This is a genomic window from Streptomyces sp. NPDC002588, assembly GCF_040295925.1.
GTDB lineage: Bacteria > Actinomycetota > Actinomycetes > Streptomycetales > Streptomycetaceae > Streptomyces.
The window spans coordinates 1-15,221 of sequence record NZ_JBEOWF010000085.1; the positions used below are offsets into that span (position 1 = coordinate 1).

Genomic DNA, 15,221 nt, shown 5'->3' on the forward strand with positions numbered 1-15,221 from the left:
CGGCCTCGTGCAGACGGCCCCAGACGCCGGCTCGGGACCGGATCAGGAACCGGCGATGGGCGGTGGACTTCGATATCCCGAAGCAGGGCGGCAAGGACCGCCAGGCGCAGCCGCTGACCAGCACGTAGATGATGGCCGCGAACAGCGTCTCATCAGGCGTGTCCTGTGTCCCGCCACCCTGCGGCCGCACCTTTGACGGCGGGATCAACGGCTTCGCGATCTCCCACAACCCGTCCGGAACAATCCAACTCCACGTACCCCGCCCCATGCCCAGACCAACGACGCCTCACCACATAGGACACCGTCTAAGAACCACGAGCGCCGGTCCGTACCGATCCCGCGGTTCCTGGCCGACGAGCTGAAGCCCCACGTCCAGGGGCGGAGGGATGACGACTTGCTCTTCACCGCCCCGCAGGGTGGGCCGCTGCGAGCCCGCAACTTCCGCCAGCGATTCTTCGCGCCAGCGGTTGTGAAGGCCGGGCTGGGGCAGCTCAAGGTCACCCCGCACAAGCTGAGGCACACGGCAGCCTCGCTCGCCATCGCCAGCGGCGCGGACGTCAACGTCGTACAGACGATGCTGGGCCACAAGTCCGCGACGCTGACCTTGGATACGTACGGGCACCTCTTCCCGGACCGCCTGGACGAGGTCTCGAAGAAGATGCACAAGCGCCGCGCCAAGCAGTTGGCCAAGGCGAAGGCCAAGCTGGAGAAGGCGGCGAGGAAGGCTCGCGAGGCCGCCGAAATGGTGGCGGCCCTGGAGGAAGATTCCGCGTGATGTGTGCCTGATCCGTGCCGGGGAGCCGTAGCAGAAAGGGCCACCCCGCCGCGCTGAGCGGTGGGGTGGCCCGTTGCGTCTCTGTCTTGGATCAGGTCAGTCGAGGCCGGCGGCTTTCCTCCCAGAACCGGTCCATCGCAGCAGCGGCAGCATCCCCAGCCAACCGCTCGATCCTCTCGGGCACCTCACGCTCGTCGAGCACGAAGAGCCTCCCGCCGACGAGGTGCGTGGTCGTCTTCCAGTCGAGACGCCGTCCCGCCTCCCTGGCGGCACGCCGGACGTCCTTGAGCTCGCCCATCTCTGCAAGATCGTCCGTGCCGAGGATCAGCTGTCCGTAGTAGCCCTCGTACTCGGGCTTCAGAGCGCCCAGCGTTAGCGACTCAAGCCGCTCAACCAGCTTCTCGTACCGGCGCCGGGCCAGCTCGTCCTTCGCGGGCATCTCGCACAGCTCCCCACCTCTGCCCGCAGCGGCATGTGTGCCATATGTGTGCTGCGAGGACGAAGGCCCTCCCGCCCGCTGGACGGAAGGGCCTCTGACCAGGTGTTTCTCTGTGCCCCCGGCAGGATTCGAACCTGCGACACCCGCTTTAGGAGAGAGGCAGGGTGATCTGCGGGCTGAGCTGCAGCTTCGTCGGTGGTGGAAGCGAGCGGCTACTCGACCGCGGGGCACCGGTGTTGACCGTGGCTGACCCTTGCTTCTGGCACGGTTGTGGCACGAACCTCAACCGACGACAGTCAGCCACGACGGCGGGTGCGTCGGCCGACCACGCACGCGTATGCCTCGCTGCACTCCCGCCGGCCTCAGCCACGCTGCCAGTACGTCGACGAGAGCAACCCGCGACGGCGGAACCGTGCTGATGAGGCATTGGGCAATAACTGCTTCGTCCCGAAGCAACTTAGGTGGGCGCTCGACCTTGGCCCGCTGCGCCTCTGACCCGCTGCGACGGTCCGCAGACGTCCGCGGTTGTACGTCAGTGTTGTCACGTAGTTAGACAGTCACCGCTCCTGTCTCCTGCTTCTGCTCATGCCTTAGTTTGACAGGTGCCTAGCCACATTCTCGTACAGTGGATCGGCAATCAATTCGAACTTGGTAAGTTGCCCGCCATCTAGCAGTGCACGAACTTCCGCGACGGCTTCCTCATCTTCAAGCAATACCGATTTGCAATGCGCAAGCGTTTTGGTTAGTCCACTCGTGTCCCATCGCTCCACTTCCTCACGTACGGATTCCAGGCCGCGCAGGTTTTTCCTTGTCAGCCAAAGCGAGACTCTAGCCCGCATCTCTTGTTCGCGTGAAATGTCGCGCGTTAGGACGTATAGACACAGCGATTCACATGCGCGCCATGCTCGCTTCTTAGAGAGGTCTTGCATGGTCATTGTTGCGGCTCGCGTGAATCTCTCTTGATCGCTCTTGTGTAGTTTGCTGCCGACCGTGCATGAGAGGATTCGCCCGAGCGCTAGGAGCTCTTGTAGAACCGCGTCGAGGTAATCTTCTTCGACCTTTAGGCGACCTCCTGAAGGTATTCCCCCCGCCCCCAGGTCGAGCTTTTGTACAATGGACAGGTAAATCTGGTTGACGACCCCTCCGGTGTGCACGATGAGATTTCTACGTGCGAACGCTTCACGCACGGTGGGCCAATTGATCTGGAGTGATTCCATGGAGACGCCGCCAGTCGCACGCTTGAGCCACTTCTCCCAACTCTCGATACTGTCGCGAAGGAGTGACGAGATTCGACGCTCGATCAGATATTCGCGCGCATCGTCCAAAGACTTGAATTCTGCAAGCTCTTGCAGAGTGAAGGAATGGTCTGAATCGTTAAGGGCGGCACTATTAACGCTATACACCTTTCTTGCTATCTGGCCGAAAAGCACCTCGAAGGATGAGACGGCAGAGACGAGCAGGGAACTCCTAAGGAGGTCCTCATGTGAGCCAGCCTTAGCACGCATGGCCTGATCGCGCATCAATTGTTCGATAGCCAAGCTGGCGATCCTGTTAGGTATTCCCCTTGATATGACGCCGAGATTGATACTAAGACCATTTGCGTCCGAATCGTCGAGGACCGCACCGAAGGCGTCGTGGATTTGTGTGAGACTTTGGAAATACTGCCCGCGCTCGTCTGGTGTTAGGTTTTTGACGACTTCTTCGTGAATTATCTTGTAGCGCTTGTCGGCTTGTGCTGCCATTTCGGGTATCACTGAGCGGTTGATTTCGATGATCGAGTAAATCTGGGCTACAAATTCCTCAGAGATACTCATGAGGCTTGCCTCGGGTGACAATTCCCCTCGAATAGGCGTAACCATCTAAAGCTCACTACCCCCTGGCTCTGGCGGCACATCTGACCCTGCTGTGTAGGTAACTGTATCCAAACCTGCACTGATGGTTACTGGATTGGTCGGTGGCCTGACCGGTCTGGGGCGGAGGTGGCTAGAGCCGTGGAGCCGACCGGCCTCGGCTGCAGGTGTTTTTCCCTGCTCAGCCCGCATGCACGTAGCGCGCCGCCGGGCGCGGCCAGCCGGGGCGGAGACAGGAGGCGGGCCGCGCCCGGCGGCGCGCGCCCGCGCTGTGCGCGGGCCTTGAACCTGTAAAGAAGGTTGTAACGCAGTTGATCAACAGTCGGGGTGTGCGGGCCTGAAGTTGTATGCGCACATGGGGAGTTCTGCGTCCTGACGGTGTGCGAGCCGCAGGAAGAGTACTGGTCGGACTGTCCATGTGATGCGCGTGCTGACGTGGGTGATGGACACGGTCCAGGGCTCCCGGCGTAGGAGTGCTCGTCGGGTGTCGATGCGGTGGTCGTAGAGCCGTTCCCACGCCTCCGCGCAGGATGCTGTGTCGAGGGCCGGTGAGATGGTGCGGAGGATCGTCGCTACCCAGTTGTTCGCCTCCACGGCGGAGTACGCGTCGTAGGACCCGAAGAGTGCCGGCGCCTGCTGCACATCCAGGTTCTGGGTCCAACACTCGCACCAGAAGCCGGGGCTGGTCGTCGTCCTCAGCACAGGTGCCCTCCTCGTCGTACGTCCGTGAAAAGCTCCGCGGTGACCGTGTGGCCGGCCTCGCTGTCGTGGACGACGACCCGGTGGGCGATCGTGCTGACCATGCCGAGTCCGCGGCCGCCTTCGGCGTCCTGGTCCTGGTGCTCGATCTTCGGAGCCGTGCGCGTGCCTCCGTCGTCCGTCACCGATACGGCCACCACCTGGGCGGACACCGCGACGGCCAGGTGAAAGCTGCCCTGGTCCCGGCCGCTGGCCGTGTGGAGGATCGCGTTCGCGCTCAGTTCGCTCACGATCAGTTCGGCGTCTTCGGCAAAAGGGGAGCCGCGCAGGATGTCGCGGGTCCAGCGGCGGGCCCGGCTGACCTCTTCCGGGAAACCTGGGCAAGACAGTCCCCAGACTCGCATCATACTCGTATACTCGTGCATACAAGTTCCTTCGTGCTGGTAGGCCGCCATGTGCAGCGGGTTCGGGCTAGACGAGTTTCACGCCGTCGTGGGCGCGGATGGCCGGCGGAGACGCCGCGTCCAATGCGTCGGTGACGCGGATCGCGTACGCCTCGTCGGCGAGTTCGGAGACTTCTTCACGGGTGGCCCAGCGCAGTGCGCGGGTCTCGTCGCCGGTGGTGGGCACGCCGTCGGCGGCCTCGCAGCGGAAGACCAGCGAGACGATCAGGCCGGTCATGTTCTTGTAGACGCCGGTGAGAGTCGCGGGAAGCGCGATCTTGATGCCGGTCTCTTCGAGGACTTCGCGCTGAAGGGCTTCGGGGATGGTCTCCTCGCGTTCAAGGACACCGCCCGGGGGCTCCCACTTGCCGTTGTCCCGGCGCTGGATCAGGAGGGCCCGGCCCTGGTCGTCGACGACGACCCAGGCCACGCTCACGGAGTGCGGGCGTTCTGTGCTCACGTTCCTCGGCCCTCTCGGATGGCTAGGCTCTCCACCGTAGCAACAACACTCACCCACTCGTCTAGATACCTAAAGGAGTACACACGTGAGCCCTTCGCTTCCTTCGGGCCTGCTCGGTGATCTCGACCCCACGAGCGATCGTGCGGTCTTCCGGCAGATCGCCGATCAGCTGCGCGAAGCCATCGACCGGGGGCGGTTCCGGGAGGGCGAGAAGCTGCCTTCGGAGGCTGAACTGGTGGACCACTACGGGGTGTCCCGGATGACCGTCCGCAACTCCTTCTCCGTCCTCCAGGGTGAGGGCCTGGTGCACGCCGAGCACGGCAAGGGCGTCTTCGTCCGGCCGCGTCCGCCCGTGCGGCGGCTCGCCTCGGACCGGTTCGCCCGGCGCCACCGTGAGCAGGGGAAGTCCGCGTTCATCGTGGAGGCGGATGCCGCCGGCAGTCACCCCCAGGTCGACAGTCTTGAGGTGAAGGAAGAGAAGGCTAGTCAGGACGTCTCCGCGCGGCTGGGCTCGGTTCGGCGGGTGCTCGCGCGTCGGCGCCGGTACCTCCTCGACGGCCGTCCGGTCGAGTTCGCGACCTCCTACCTGCCGCTCGACATCGCCCGCGGTACGCAGATCGCCGAACCCAACCCCGGGCCCGGCGGCATCTACGCCCGCCTCGAAGAGCTGGGCCACCGCCTCGACCACTTCGAGGAAGAGATCCGGGCCCGGATGCCCTCGCCCGCCGAGGTCAAAACGCTCCACCTGGCGGCCGGCGTGCCTGTCATCCACCTGATCCGCACCGCCTTCGACACCGAGGGACGGCCCGTGGAGGTCTGCGACACGGTCATGGCGGCGGACGCGTACGTCCTGTCGTACCAGCTCCCTGCCACATGAGCGGGTGACCGGCGGTGGTGCGCGGGGGACGCTTCCTCGAACTCGTACACCCCAACAGGCATACTCGTATAGACGAGTGGGCAAGTTGTGTGGCAGGGTGATCGTCGTGGGCCCGGGAGATCGGGTTCACAGATCGCTACATGTATAGACGAGTAGATAGGGGAGTGTGCTGTGCGCGCCATCCGTGTTGAGACCTCCGCCGCGACGATCCTGCTGACGGAGGCTCCGGAACCGAAGGTCCGTGACCGGCAGACCGGCGAGATCGCCAAGGACGCCGTGAGCGGTGAGGCGCTGATGACCATCGGCGTCGTGTACATCGAGGACGGAGAGTCCTCGCTCATCAAGGTCACCGTCCCGGAGGGCGGCGTCACCGAGGGTCTGATCCTGGGCTCGCCCGTCTCGCTGCCGGGGCTGATCGCCCGGCCGTGGGAGTCCGTGTTCAACGGGCAGCAGCGTCACGGCATCGCCTACCGGGCCGCCGCCGTCACCCCGGCCGCGTTCCCGGCCGCCATGGGGGCCACGGCCTGATGACCGACCTGACGACGCTTCTGGAGGTGGGTGGTCCTGTCGCCGCGCTCGGTGGCGGGGCCTCCTACGCCCGGGCCAACCACCCGGGTCTGTACTGGTCGGCCGTCGGCGGTCCGATATCCACCGTCCGCCTCCTCAGCTCGTACGCCTCGGTCATGGAAGCCTGCGGCCTGACCGTGGCCCCGTCCCGGCTGCGGGTCCTCGCCGTCAAGGCCACCACCCGGCGGGAGGTGCGGCCCGTGCCGCCCCGGCGGGGCATCATCAGGCCCACCTCGACCGGGCTGCGGCTCCGGCTTCGCCTCGCTCCGGGGCAGGAACCCGCCGACGTCGCCGCCTCCGCCGAACGGCTGCGGCACGCCTGGGGCGTCCACGCCGTCTACGTCACCACCGTCAAGCCCGGTGTCGTCGAACTGCGGCTCGTCGGCTTCGATGTCCTGCGCAAGGTGCGGATGCCTCGCAAGCTCGATGCCGGGTTCCTCAAGGTGCCGGTCGCGCTGCGGGAGGACGCCATGCCCTTCGTACGCGACTACCGGGCCGTACCCCACCAACTCACCCTCGGTGCAACGCTGTCGGGCAAGTCCATGTACCTGCGGCATCTCGTCTCCGGGCTCGCCCGTCAGAACGTCGCTCTGGTCGGCTTCGACTGCAAGCGCGGTGTCGAGCTGGCCCCGTTCGCCCCGCGGCTGTCCGCCCTCGCCACGGAGCCGGACGAAGTCGCTGAGCTGCTGCCTGTCCTGGTCAAAGAGATGGAGGACCGATACGACCTGATCAGGGCCCGGCAGGGCATCGCCCCCGGCACCCCGGACGAGGAGATCACCTCGGACATCTGGGGCCTGCCCGACAGCGAACGGCCTGTTCCCGTCGTGCTGTTCGTCGACGAGGTGGCGGAACTCTTCCTCGTCGCCACGAAGAAGGACGAGGAACGGCGCGACGAGATGGTCACTCAGCTCATCCGCCTCGCCCAGCTCGGCCGCGCGGCCGGCATGTACCTGGAAGTCTGCGGGCAACGCTTCGGCGCCGAACTCGGCAAGGGCGCGACCATGCTCCGGGCCCAGCTGACCGGCCGCGTCTGCCACCGGGTCAATGACGAAGCCTCCGCCAAGATGGCCTTGGGTGACATCGCCCCGGAAGCGGTCATGGCTGCCTGCGCCATCGCTCCTGAGCTGCCCGGCCTCGCCGTCGCGGGGGACACGTCCGGCGGCTGGTCCCGCATCCGCACCCCCTACCTCTCCCTCGGCGACGCCGCCGACATCTGCCGGGAGACGGCCCACCTGGTGCCCGACCTGCCCGCGCTGAAGCCCTTCCGGCCCGCCGTACCCGTACGGACCGTTGAGACCCCCGTTCTGGCTGTTCAGCCGCACCCCGTCGCCGACTGACACCCCTTCCCTCCCCGGTCGGCGTGACCATCTCGCGCCACGTCCCTACCCCTCCCATGCCTGCCCCCCCGGAAGGAGCCGCCATCATGCGCGCCCCACTGGCCCGCCTCGACGCGGTGCTCGTACAGGCGCTCATCGCCGCCGCGCTGTCCTTCGCCCACATCCACGACATCGCCATGGCCGCCGGACAAGACGGCTGGAAAGCCTGGGCCTACCCGATTTCCGTAGACCTGCTGCTTGTCGCCGCATGGCGTCGACTACGCTCCGGCACCGCAAAGGCGGCGGCCTGGTGCTGGTTCGTCATCGCGCTCACCGCATCCCTCGGCGCGAACATCGCCACCGCCGGCCTCCTCGACCTCGCCGACGTCCCGGCCTGGCTGCGCATCCTCGTCGCAGGCTGGCCCGCCGTCGCCTTCCTCGGCGGAACCCTCCTTGCCCACTCGGCACCCAAGACGGCCCCGGCCGCCGAGGTCATCGAGGACCAGGAGGACGCCCCCGAACCCACCGAAGAGCCGCCCGCCCCCGACCTGCCCGCCATCGAGGCACCCCGGGAATGCCCTCCCATCCCGGTCCCAGCCGCCCTCATCGACCACGCCCGCAAGGTCGCCGCCGAGCACCACACACGGACCGGCACGCCGATCGACACCCCAACCCTCCGGGCCCGCCTCGGCGTTCCGGCACCCATGGCCGAAGCCATCGCCGCCCACCTCTGAAAGGAAGCCCGATGCCCGCCAACCGCCGCTTCCGCAACGTCACCCGCATCGGCCCCGTCCAGGTCGGCACCGCCTACGACCACCGGGGCCGCGAGAAGCACACCGCCGCCTGCACCGCCCCGCGCTGCAACTTCTCCGCCGACTACGACAGCCGCGCCGCCGCCGAACTGGCCGCCCGCACCCACCGCTGCCCCATCCGCTGAAAGGACCCCGCACCCGTGACGCTCAACCTCCCCCTCGTCGTCGTCCTCGGCTTCTTCGCCTGGGCGGCGGTCAAGTACCTCGGCGTCCGCACCTGGATCGTCGTCCTGATCGCCCTCTTCGGCTTCTGGCTCTCGCACACCTTCCTCGCCCCCGCCATCGAGTCCGGCACCCGCTCCGGCGTGACCGTCATAAACGGCCAACACATCTAGACGAGTAGATAGGAGATCGCGGCCGTGTTCCTGCCCAGATACCCGGACAACCCCACCCCGCAGCCCACCCACACCCACGCCCCCACCGACCCGGCACCCGTCCGGCGCCCCGCGCTCCCCTCGATCTCCATCGATCAGAAGACCGTCGCAGCCGTCCTCGTCGGCGGAGTCGTCCTCACCGCGCTCCTGGCCGCCGTCGCCGTCACGGCCATCTCCGTGGCCGTCGCCGCCGTGGTCCTGCGCTCCCTGCTCCGCGACCACCACCGCCGCTGATCAGCGGTCCGGCCTCCGGGGCGGCATGACACGCCCAAGCATCCGCCGCCCCGGTGGCCCACCCCTCCCGACCAGTGCCCGTCAGAAGGAGACCGTCATCTTCGCCCGCCCCACCCCGCCCCCACTCCCGGAACTCGGCAAGCTCGCCGCAGACGGCACCCTGCCCGGTATCCTCCGCCAGCTCTCCGGGCTCGGCGGCTGCACCCACCCGATCCGCCTGGACGGCCACCGCACCGAGTACGACGTCGACACCAGCACCGGTGAGATCGGCCGCATCCTCCAGCACCTCGACTCGAACAACCTCCCGGCCGGCCAACTCCTCGTCCGCTGCAACAACCGCCGCACCACCCGCTGCCCGGCCTGCTCCGAGGTCTACCGCCGCGACACCTTCCAGCTGATCACCGCCGGCCTGCGGGGCGGCAAGGGCATCCCGGAACACGTCGCCGCTCACCCCCGGGTCTTCGCCACCTTCACCGCTCCCGGCTTCGGCCCGGTTCACAACCGCCGCACCGACGGGCGCCCCTGCCGCTGTGGCATGCAGCACGACCAGGAGGACGAGGCGCTCGGGACCCCGCTGAACCCGGACACCTACGACTACGAGGCGGCCGTGCTCTGGAACGCGCACGCCGGGTCGCTCTGGCGGCGCTTCTCGATCTATCTCCGCCGCGAGGTTGCCAAGCGCGCCGGCCTGTCACAGCGCCGCCTCCGCGACCACGCCCGCGTCTCCTTCGCCAAGGTCGCCGAGTACCAGAAGCGTGGGGCCGTCCACTTTCACGCCGTGATCCGCATCGACGGACCGTCCGGCGGCGACACCCCGCCCCCGGCCTGGGCCACCGCCGAACTGCTCGCCGACGCCATCGGCGCTGCCGCCACCAGGGTCCGAGTCGACGGCCCCATCCTCGACGACCGCGCCCACACCTTCACCTTCGGCCGCCAACTCGATGTCCGCACCATCCGTTCTGCCGACTTCAACGATGGCCAGGAGCTGACCGAGCGGGCCGTGGCGGCGTACATCGCCAAGTACGCCACCAAGGGCGCCGAGACCGCGACGGGAGCTCTCGACCGCCCCCTGAAGTTCGCCGCCGAACTCGCCCAGCTCGACATCAGCGACCACGCCCGCCGCCTTATCCGAACCGCCTGGGCCCTCGGCGCACGCAAGGACCTGGAACACCTCCGCCTGCGCGCCTGGGCCCACATGCTCGGCTTCCGCGGCCACTTCTCCACAAAATCCCGCCGCTACTCCACCACCCTCGGCGCTCTCCGCGACGCCCGCGCCGAATGGCGCCGTGCACAAACCGCTGCCAACACCCCCGACAGCGCGCCCGAGACGACGTACGTCCTCGCGCACTGGGTCTTCGCCGGAACCGGCCTCTCCGACGCCGAAGCCTGGCTGGCTGCATCCGTCGAACCCGCCCCCGGAACGGAAGGAGAACCCGCCCGTGGCTGACCGCTACCTCACCGTGGCGCAGGTGGCCGAACTCCTCGGCACCACGGAGCGTTTCCCGCGCCGCCTGATCGCCGAGCGACGCATCACGTTCGTCAAGGTCGGCCGGCACGTTCGCGTACCGGAGACGGCGCTGAGCGCCTTCATCGACGCCAACACGGTGCAGCCGATCGGCCACCGGCGCGGTTCGCTGCGGAGGGTCGCCTGATGGCTAACAAGAAGGGCCAGCGCAGGGCCTTCGGGTCCGTCCGTCAGCTCCCGTCGGGTCGCTGGCAGGTTCGCTACCGCGACCCTGAGACTGGGCAACTTCGTCCGGCCGAAAAGACGTATCCGACGAAAACCGAAGCTCAGATTGCTCTCGCTCAGATTGAGGCTGACATCACGCGTGGTCAGTGGTCGGATCCGGACGCTGGGGCGGTCAACTTCGCGGACTACGCCACCGCATGGCTGCGCGATCGAAAGCTTGCGGACCGCACCCGCGAGCGGTCTGAGTCCGTCATGCGGCTGCACGTCCTGCCCACCTTCGGCGCCGGAACCATCGCCGACGTGACGACAGCTCGGGTGCGTAGCTGGCGCGGCAAGCTCCTCGGCGCCGACGTAGGTGAGCCGACCGTGGTGAAGGCGTACCAACTGCTGCGGGCCCTGATGAACACGGCCGTGGACGACGAACTGATCCGGCGCAACCCGTGCCGCATCAAGGGCGCCGACCGCTACGACGTACCTGAGCGCCCGTTCCTCACGGTCGCCGAGGTCTTTGCCGTCGCCGACGCCATCGCGTTGCGCTACCGGTTGCTCATCCTCCTGGCTGCGTTCACGACTCTGCGGTTCGGTGAACTCGCCGCCCTCCGCCGGCGGGATATCGACCTGGAGGGCATGACCGTCAGCATCCGCCGGTCTCAGGCCGAGTTGCAGGACGGTCGGCTCTTCGACAAAGCCCCGAAGTCCGCTGCCGGTGTCCGTGCCATTTCGTTCCCTGTCGAGCTGCTCGATGACGTCGCGTGTCACCTGGAACAGTTCGCCGCACCTGGCCGAGACGGACACGTCTTCGTCGGCCCGCGGGGTGGCCAGCTCCGGCGGAGCAACTTCCGCGACGACTGGATCACGGCCAGGGATGCTGCTGGCGTCACGGCGGAACTGCACTTTCACGATCTCCGGCACACCGGCAACACCCTGGCGTCGACCGCCGGCGCCAGCACTCGTGAGCTGATGACCCGCATGGGGCACAGCAGCTCTCGGGCGGCGCTGATCTATCAGCACATGACCAGCGACCGTGACCGGGCCATCGCTGATCGGCTCGGAGCCATGATCCGTGACGGTGGGGGAGAGGCGGCCCCCGACTAGGGGATGTGGATTCCGCGTGGACTCTAGTGGCACGCGTGTGGCACGCCTCGAACACGACGAAGGGCCAGCCTGGGAGGAAACCCCTCCTGAGCTGGCCCTTTTCCTGTGCCCCCGGCAGGATTCGAACCTGCGACACCCGCTTTAGGAGAGCGGTGCTCTATCCCCTGAGCTACGAAGGCGAGGTGGGGATCTGTCGGAAACCGTGTCTGAAATCGGTCCGCAGGTCAAACGGATCGATGCAGACGACGTCTCGACAGTCTTGCAGCGACGCAGCCGATGTATGGCTGTGCCACCGCCGACATTGTAGCGGGTGGGCGGTGGCGGCCGTCGAGGCGTTCAGGCTGGGCTGAGGGAGCTGGAGCGGGTGCCCAGCCGGCCCGGTTGCGGGGACGCGGGAGGAGTGCTGGACGCCCTTCAGGGCGGAGAGGGCAGGCTACGAGGTCCATCGTGGTGGGCCATGGTTCGGGCGGTGGGACCCTGCGGGCTTTCAGGGGTGCTGAGTCGGGCGGGGCGTTCGTAGGGTCCCGTGGGTACCGCGGGCGGTTACGGAGGTGTGCTGTTCCCTCACAGGCCATTCGGATCCCCCGCCGTGTGTGGACGCGGGGAACCGGGCGGTCGAATCCGCCGCTCCGGCGGCTGTCCTGCTTCTGTCGCAGCGGTGTGCCGAAGGAGTTCGGCCAGCACGGAGACGCCGTCTCGGTCTCCCAGTCCTGCGGCCACCGCCTGGTCGATGAGCCTGCTGTTCGCCTCCAGCTGGACCATGGGTGCTCCCACGGATGACGCCAGGGCGTCGATCAGTGTCAGATCCTTGGCGACCAGTGACAGCGTCATGTGTATCGCCGCTTCGTCTGGGCGTACGAAGTTGTCACGGTTGTACAGCATGAAGGGGGCTGCGGCCGCGCTCTGGGTGAAGGCGTCGTAGGCATCGGCCCGGTCGATGCCGGCGCGCTCCGCGAGGACCAGCGACTCGGCCAGTGCTGTCGCCATCGACAGCAGCAGCGAGTTGATCGCCAGCTTCATGATGCTGCCTCCGCCCGACTCCCCGAAGTGAAGGACACGGGTGGCCAGGACGTCCATGACGGGACGCACACGGTCGAGTGCTTCTCTGGGGCCGCCGGCCAGGAAGGTGAGTTCGCCGCGTGTGGCGAGTTCGACGGAACCGGACACCGGAGTGTCAAGGAGAACGGCGCCACGCTCGAGAACCCGAGGCGCGAGGGACGTCACCGTCTGAGGGGCGATCGTGCTGGTCTCCAGGACCGTTGTTCCCGGGCGCAGGCCGGCGAGGATGCCGTCGGGGCCGTGGTAGACCTCGCGTACCGCCGTGTCGTCGCTCAGGGAGACGATGACGATGTCGGCGGTCGAGGCCGCCTCGCGCGGGGAGCGGAGCACGCGGGCGCCCGTCTCCGCCGCGACGTTGAGCGCGCGTGCCCGGGTACGGTTGGTCACGGCCACGTTGTGCCCTGCCCTGCGCAGGCGCACCACCATGGGGCGGCTGAGGCGGCCGACGCCGACCACGGCCAGTGTGGGCAGGGCATCGGTCATGCGTGGCCGCCGTTGAGGTCGAGGTTCACGCCGTTCGCCGCCGGGTTCTCCAGCAGGAACAGGGAGCCCTCGACCACGTCCTGCATCGTGGGAAGGACACCGGTCAGGATCCGCGCACGTGCCGCTTCCAGGGCTCGCTCGTTACCGGCCCAGTACGGGCTGTCGCCGACCATGCCGGGATGGATGGCGTTGACGCGGACCGGCGCGAGCTCTCTGGCCAGCGTCGCCACCAGGCCTGTCACACCGGCGTTCACGGTGGTGACCGTGGTGGAACCGGGGTAGGGCACATCCTTGGCCAGACCGCCGAACAGCAGCACCGAGCCGGTGCGGGAGATACGCGACCGCAGGGCGTGGACGACCGTGGTGTAGCCGATGAGCTTCGTGACGGCCAACTCCGTCGCCCCGGCGATGTCGTAGCCGGCGATCGTGTTGTTGTCACGCCGCATACCGGCGAGAACGATCGAGTCGATGTGGTCGATGCCGCTCAGCGCCTCCCCGATGGTCTCAGGCTTGCTGAGATCGACCTCGATGCCCCGCACGGCAGTGGTGTCCATCCCGGTGTCGAGTTCCGCGGCCACCTTCTCCGCGCGCGTGCTGTCGCGGCCGGCGATGATCACGGAGGCGCCCCGTCGAGCGTAAGCGGCCGCCAGCTCGCGGCCGATTCCGGATGTACCTCCAACGATCAGAACCTGCTTGCCCATGACCTTCCCTTCGTCAGGCAGCGGGAGTTGCTCTCGGTGACAGCCTGGCGCAGAAGTTATATCGGGTCCAACGAAAAATATTGACAGACGTTATCGATGAATCCGATAATTGGCGCGTGGAAATACGGCAGTTGCGCTATTTCATCACCGTGGCCGAAGAGCTCAGCTTCACCCGCGCCGCGGCACGCCTCTTCGCGGCTCAGTCGACCGTGTCGGCAGCCGTCCGCGCCCTGGAGGAGGAGCTCCAGGTGTCGCTCTTCGACCGGTCGACCAGGGCAGTGGCCTTGTCCGCGGCGGGTGAGGTGTTTCTGCCCGAAGCCAAGTCGGTCGTCGAAGCCGCGGAACGTGCGAGGGAAGTGGTCGGCGAGGCGTCGAGAACCCTGCAGGGCAGCCTGCGCATCGGCACCATGACCCGCATCACGGCTCTCGACCTGCCGCGCCTGGTAGGGGCCTTCCGCCAACGCCACCCCCTGGTGGACATACGGATCCAGGTCTCCGGATCCGGATCGGGCGGAATCGCCGAAGACGTGCGACGAGGCCGCCTCGACGTCGGCGTCGTGGCCTTGGCCGCCGCCGAGGCACACGACCTCGACCTACGGCAGTTCGCGACGATCCCCTACGTGGTGATCCTGCCGTCCGAGCACCCCCTGGCGCAGCGGGAACGCATCGCGCTCAAGGACCTCGCCCATGAGAACTTCGTCTCGGGGGCGAACGGCTTCGGGTCACGCGCCGCCATGGACCGGGCCTTCGGCGAACTCGGCATCACTCGCCGGGTGTCCGTCGAGATCACGGACATCGCGACGGCCGCGCCGTACGTGCGAGCCATCGGCGGTGCGGCCGTCGTACCCCGTTACGAGCCGGTGGACACGCCCGGGGTGGTCATCAAGCCGCTGTCCGGCCCCGCACCCTCGCTCGCCCTGTCGTTCGCGGTCCGCGCAGGACGCGAACCGAGTCCCGCCGTCGCGGCCATGCTGAAACTCAGCCCCAACTACACGCGCGACGACGGGACGTTCTGAACAGGCTCGGCCGCTCCCCGCTCCCCGCTCCCCGCTCCCCGCTCCCCGTTCGACGCGCTCGCCAGGGACCGAGGTTGTGGTCCGGCGCGGCGGCCTGTCCCCCGGGTTCCACCAGGCGGGGACCGCCGATCCATGGATAAACCTTCCTCTCCCGCCTCCGCGCGGGCGCTCCTACGGTCGAAGCCGAGGCCGCGGGCACGGCGTTCACGGGCTCGCAGCGAGTGAAGGAAGAGGACACCCCCATGAAGATGACCGGCAACACGATCCTGATCACCGGCGGTACCTCGGGCATCGGGCTCGGCCTGGCCCTGCGGCTGCACGAGGCGGGCAA

Annotated in this window: 19 protein-coding genes, 2 tRNA genes and 1 pseudogene; 12 read left to right on the forward strand and 10 right to left on the reverse strand. The window is 67.5% G+C overall.

The window, feature by feature from the left end:
- Window positions 1–268, reverse strand: a 268-nt coding sequence (locus ABT057_RS48085) for a transposase (protein WP_352351588.1), incomplete at its 3' end; no start/stop codon positions are given.
- Between the two features lie 45 nt (window positions 269–313).
- Between ABT057_RS48085 and ABT057_RS48090 the strand changes: the two are divergent.
- Window positions 314–775: pseudogene (locus tag ABT057_RS48090) on the forward strand (tyrosine-type recombinase/integrase); the annotation flags it as partial.
- A 91-nt stretch (window positions 776–866) separates the two neighbouring features.
- Here the strand turns inward: ABT057_RS48090 and ABT057_RS48095 are convergent.
- From ABT057_RS48095 to ABT057_RS48120, 6 genes are all read right to left on the reverse strand, one after another.
- A complete protein-coding gene (locus tag ABT057_RS48095) occupies window positions 867–1,214 on the reverse strand; it encodes a hypothetical protein (protein WP_352351590.1) in 348 nt (115 codons plus the stop codon).
- A 116-nt stretch (window positions 1,215–1,330) separates the two neighbouring features.
- Window positions 1,331–1,397 (reverse strand) — tRNA-Arg (locus ABT057_RS48100).
- A gap of 407 nt (window positions 1,398–1,804) precedes the next feature.
- Entirely contained in the window at window positions 1,805–3,028 is a 1,224-nt protein-coding gene (locus ABT057_RS48105; protein WP_352351592.1) for a hypothetical protein, read from the reverse strand.
- Window positions 3,029–3,379: 351 nt separating this feature from the next.
- Window positions 3,380–3,766 carry a hypothetical protein gene (locus tag ABT057_RS48110; RefSeq protein ID WP_352351594.1) on the reverse strand — a complete coding sequence of 129 codons (387 nt, stop codon included), beginning with the start codon at window positions 3,764–3,766 and terminating at the stop codon, window positions 3,380–3,382.
- Window positions 3,760–4,188 carry an ATP-binding protein gene (locus tag ABT057_RS48115; RefSeq protein WP_352351596.1) on the reverse strand — a complete coding sequence of 143 codons (429 nt, stop codon included), beginning with the start codon at window positions 4,186–4,188 and terminating at the stop codon, window positions 3,760–3,762. Before ABT057_RS48115 ends, ABT057_RS48110 begins: the two co-directional genes overlap by 7 nt.
- 46 nt (window positions 4,189–4,234) lie before the next feature.
- Entirely contained in the window at window positions 4,235–4,642 is a 408-nt protein-coding gene (locus tag ABT057_RS48120; protein WP_352351620.1) for an NUDIX hydrolase, read from the reverse strand.
- Between the two features lie 109 nt (window positions 4,643–4,751).
- Here ABT057_RS48120 and ABT057_RS48125 point away from each other — a divergent pair, with 109 nt between their 5' ends.
- The 10 genes from ABT057_RS48125 to ABT057_RS48170 all read left to right on the forward strand — a co-directional run bounded on the left by ABT057_RS48125 (window position 4,752) and on the right by ABT057_RS48170 (window position 11,631).
- On the forward strand, window positions 4,752–5,543 hold the full coding sequence (locus ABT057_RS48125) for a GntR family transcriptional regulator (protein WP_352351598.1): 792 nt from the start codon (window positions 4,752–4,754) through the stop codon (window positions 5,541–5,543).
- A gap of 171 nt (window positions 5,544–5,714) precedes the next feature.
- Window positions 5,715–6,071, forward strand: coding sequence for an SCO3933 family regulatory protein (locus ABT057_RS48130; protein ID WP_352351600.1), 357 nt, complete (start codon window positions 5,715–5,717; stop codon window positions 6,069–6,071).
- Window positions 6,071–7,447: an FtsK/SpoIIIE domain-containing protein gene (locus ABT057_RS48135; protein ID WP_352351602.1), complete on the forward strand. Its 1,377-nt coding sequence runs from the start codon at window positions 6,071–6,073 to the stop codon at window positions 7,445–7,447. Before ABT057_RS48130 ends, ABT057_RS48135 begins: the two co-directional genes overlap by 1 nt.
- 86 nt (window positions 7,448–7,533) lie before the next feature.
- On the forward strand, window positions 7,534–8,160 hold the full coding sequence (locus ABT057_RS48140; RefSeq protein WP_352351604.1) for a DUF2637 domain-containing protein: 627 nt from the start codon (window positions 7,534–7,536) through the stop codon (window positions 8,158–8,160).
- Window positions 8,161–8,171: 11 nt separating this feature from the next.
- Window positions 8,172–8,363 (forward strand): mobile element transfer protein, encoded by a 192-nt coding sequence (locus ABT057_RS48145; RefSeq protein WP_352351606.1) that lies wholly within the window; start codon window positions 8,172–8,174, stop codon window positions 8,361–8,363.
- A 15-nt stretch (window positions 8,364–8,378) separates the two neighbouring features.
- Window positions 8,379–8,573: a hypothetical protein gene (locus ABT057_RS48150; protein ID WP_037684464.1), complete on the forward strand. Its 195-nt coding sequence runs from the start codon at window positions 8,379–8,381 to the stop codon at window positions 8,571–8,573.
- A 24-nt stretch (window positions 8,574–8,597) separates the two neighbouring features.
- Entirely contained in the window at window positions 8,598–8,846 is a 249-nt protein-coding gene (locus ABT057_RS48155) for a SpdD protein (RefSeq protein WP_352351608.1), read from the forward strand.
- 160 nt (window positions 8,847–9,006) lie between these two features.
- Complete coding sequence (locus ABT057_RS48160) at window positions 9,007–10,293, forward strand: replication initiator (RefSeq protein WP_352351622.1); 1,287 nt, start codon at window positions 9,007–9,009, stop codon at window positions 10,291–10,293.
- Entirely contained in the window at window positions 10,286–10,498 is a 213-nt protein-coding gene (locus ABT057_RS48165) for an excisionase family DNA-binding protein (RefSeq protein WP_352351610.1), read from the forward strand. Before ABT057_RS48160 ends, ABT057_RS48165 begins: the two co-directional genes overlap by 8 nt.
- Window positions 10,498–11,631, forward strand: a complete 1,134-nt coding sequence (locus ABT057_RS48170; RefSeq protein WP_352351612.1) for a tyrosine-type recombinase/integrase — start codon at window positions 10,498–10,500, stop codon at window positions 11,629–11,631. Before ABT057_RS48165 ends, ABT057_RS48170 begins: the two co-directional genes overlap by 1 nt.
- A gap of 106 nt (window positions 11,632–11,737) precedes the next feature.
- Here ABT057_RS48170 and ABT057_RS48175 read toward each other — a convergent pair.
- The 3 genes from ABT057_RS48175 to ABT057_RS48185 form a co-directional block, all read right to left on the reverse strand.
- Window positions 11,738–11,810, reverse strand: a tRNA-Arg gene (locus ABT057_RS48175).
- Window positions 11,811–12,195: 385 nt separating this feature from the next.
- Window positions 12,196–13,173, reverse strand: coding sequence for an NAD(P)-dependent oxidoreductase (locus tag ABT057_RS48180; protein ID WP_352351614.1), 978 nt, complete (start codon window positions 13,171–13,173; stop codon window positions 12,196–12,198).
- Complete coding sequence (locus ABT057_RS48185; RefSeq protein ID WP_352351616.1) at window positions 13,170–13,874, reverse strand: SDR family oxidoreductase; 705 nt, start codon at window positions 13,872–13,874, stop codon at window positions 13,170–13,172. The genes ABT057_RS48180 and ABT057_RS48185 overlap by 4 nt, the downstream gene beginning before the upstream one ends.
- A gap of 116 nt (window positions 13,875–13,990) precedes the next feature.
- On the opposite strand from ABT057_RS48185, the gene ABT057_RS48190 reads away from it, so the two are divergent.
- Complete coding sequence (locus tag ABT057_RS48190; protein ID WP_352351618.1) at window positions 13,991–14,890, forward strand: LysR family transcriptional regulator; 900 nt, start codon at window positions 13,991–13,993, stop codon at window positions 14,888–14,890.
- Window positions 14,891–15,221: the final 331 nt, after the last annotated feature.

Coding starts and splice junctions, on each gene's coding strand:
- ABT057_RS48095 (WP_352351590.1), bottom strand. CDS start 1,214: ATGCCCGCGAAGGACGAGCTGGCCCGGCGCCGGTACGAGAAGCTGGTT.
- ABT057_RS48135 (WP_352351602.1), top strand. CDS start 6,071: ATGACCGACCTGACGACGCTTCTGGAGGTGGGTGGTCCTGTCGCCGCG.
- ABT057_RS48170 (WP_352351612.1), top strand. CDS start 10,498: ATGGCTAACAAGAAGGGCCAGCGCAGGGCCTTCGGGTCCGTCCGTCAG.
- ABT057_RS48140 (WP_352351604.1), top strand. CDS start 7,534: ATGCGCGCCCCACTGGCCCGCCTCGACGCGGTGCTCGTACAGGCGCTC.
- ABT057_RS48115 (WP_352351596.1), bottom strand. CDS start 4,188: ATGCACGAGTATACGAGTATGATGCGAGTCTGGGGACTGTCTTGCCCA.
- ABT057_RS48145 (WP_352351606.1), top strand. CDS start 8,172: ATGCCCGCCAACCGCCGCTTCCGCAACGTCACCCGCATCGGCCCCGTC.
- ABT057_RS48185 (WP_352351616.1), bottom strand. CDS start 13,874: ATGGGCAAGCAGGTTCTGATCGTTGGAGGTACATCCGGAATCGGCCGC.
- ABT057_RS48105 (WP_352351592.1), bottom strand. CDS start 3,028: ATGAGTATCTCTGAGGAATTTGTAGCCCAGATTTACTCGATCATCGAA.
- ABT057_RS48180 (WP_352351614.1), bottom strand. CDS start 13,173: ATGACCGATGCCCTGCCCACACTGGCCGTGGTCGGCGTCGGCCGCCTC.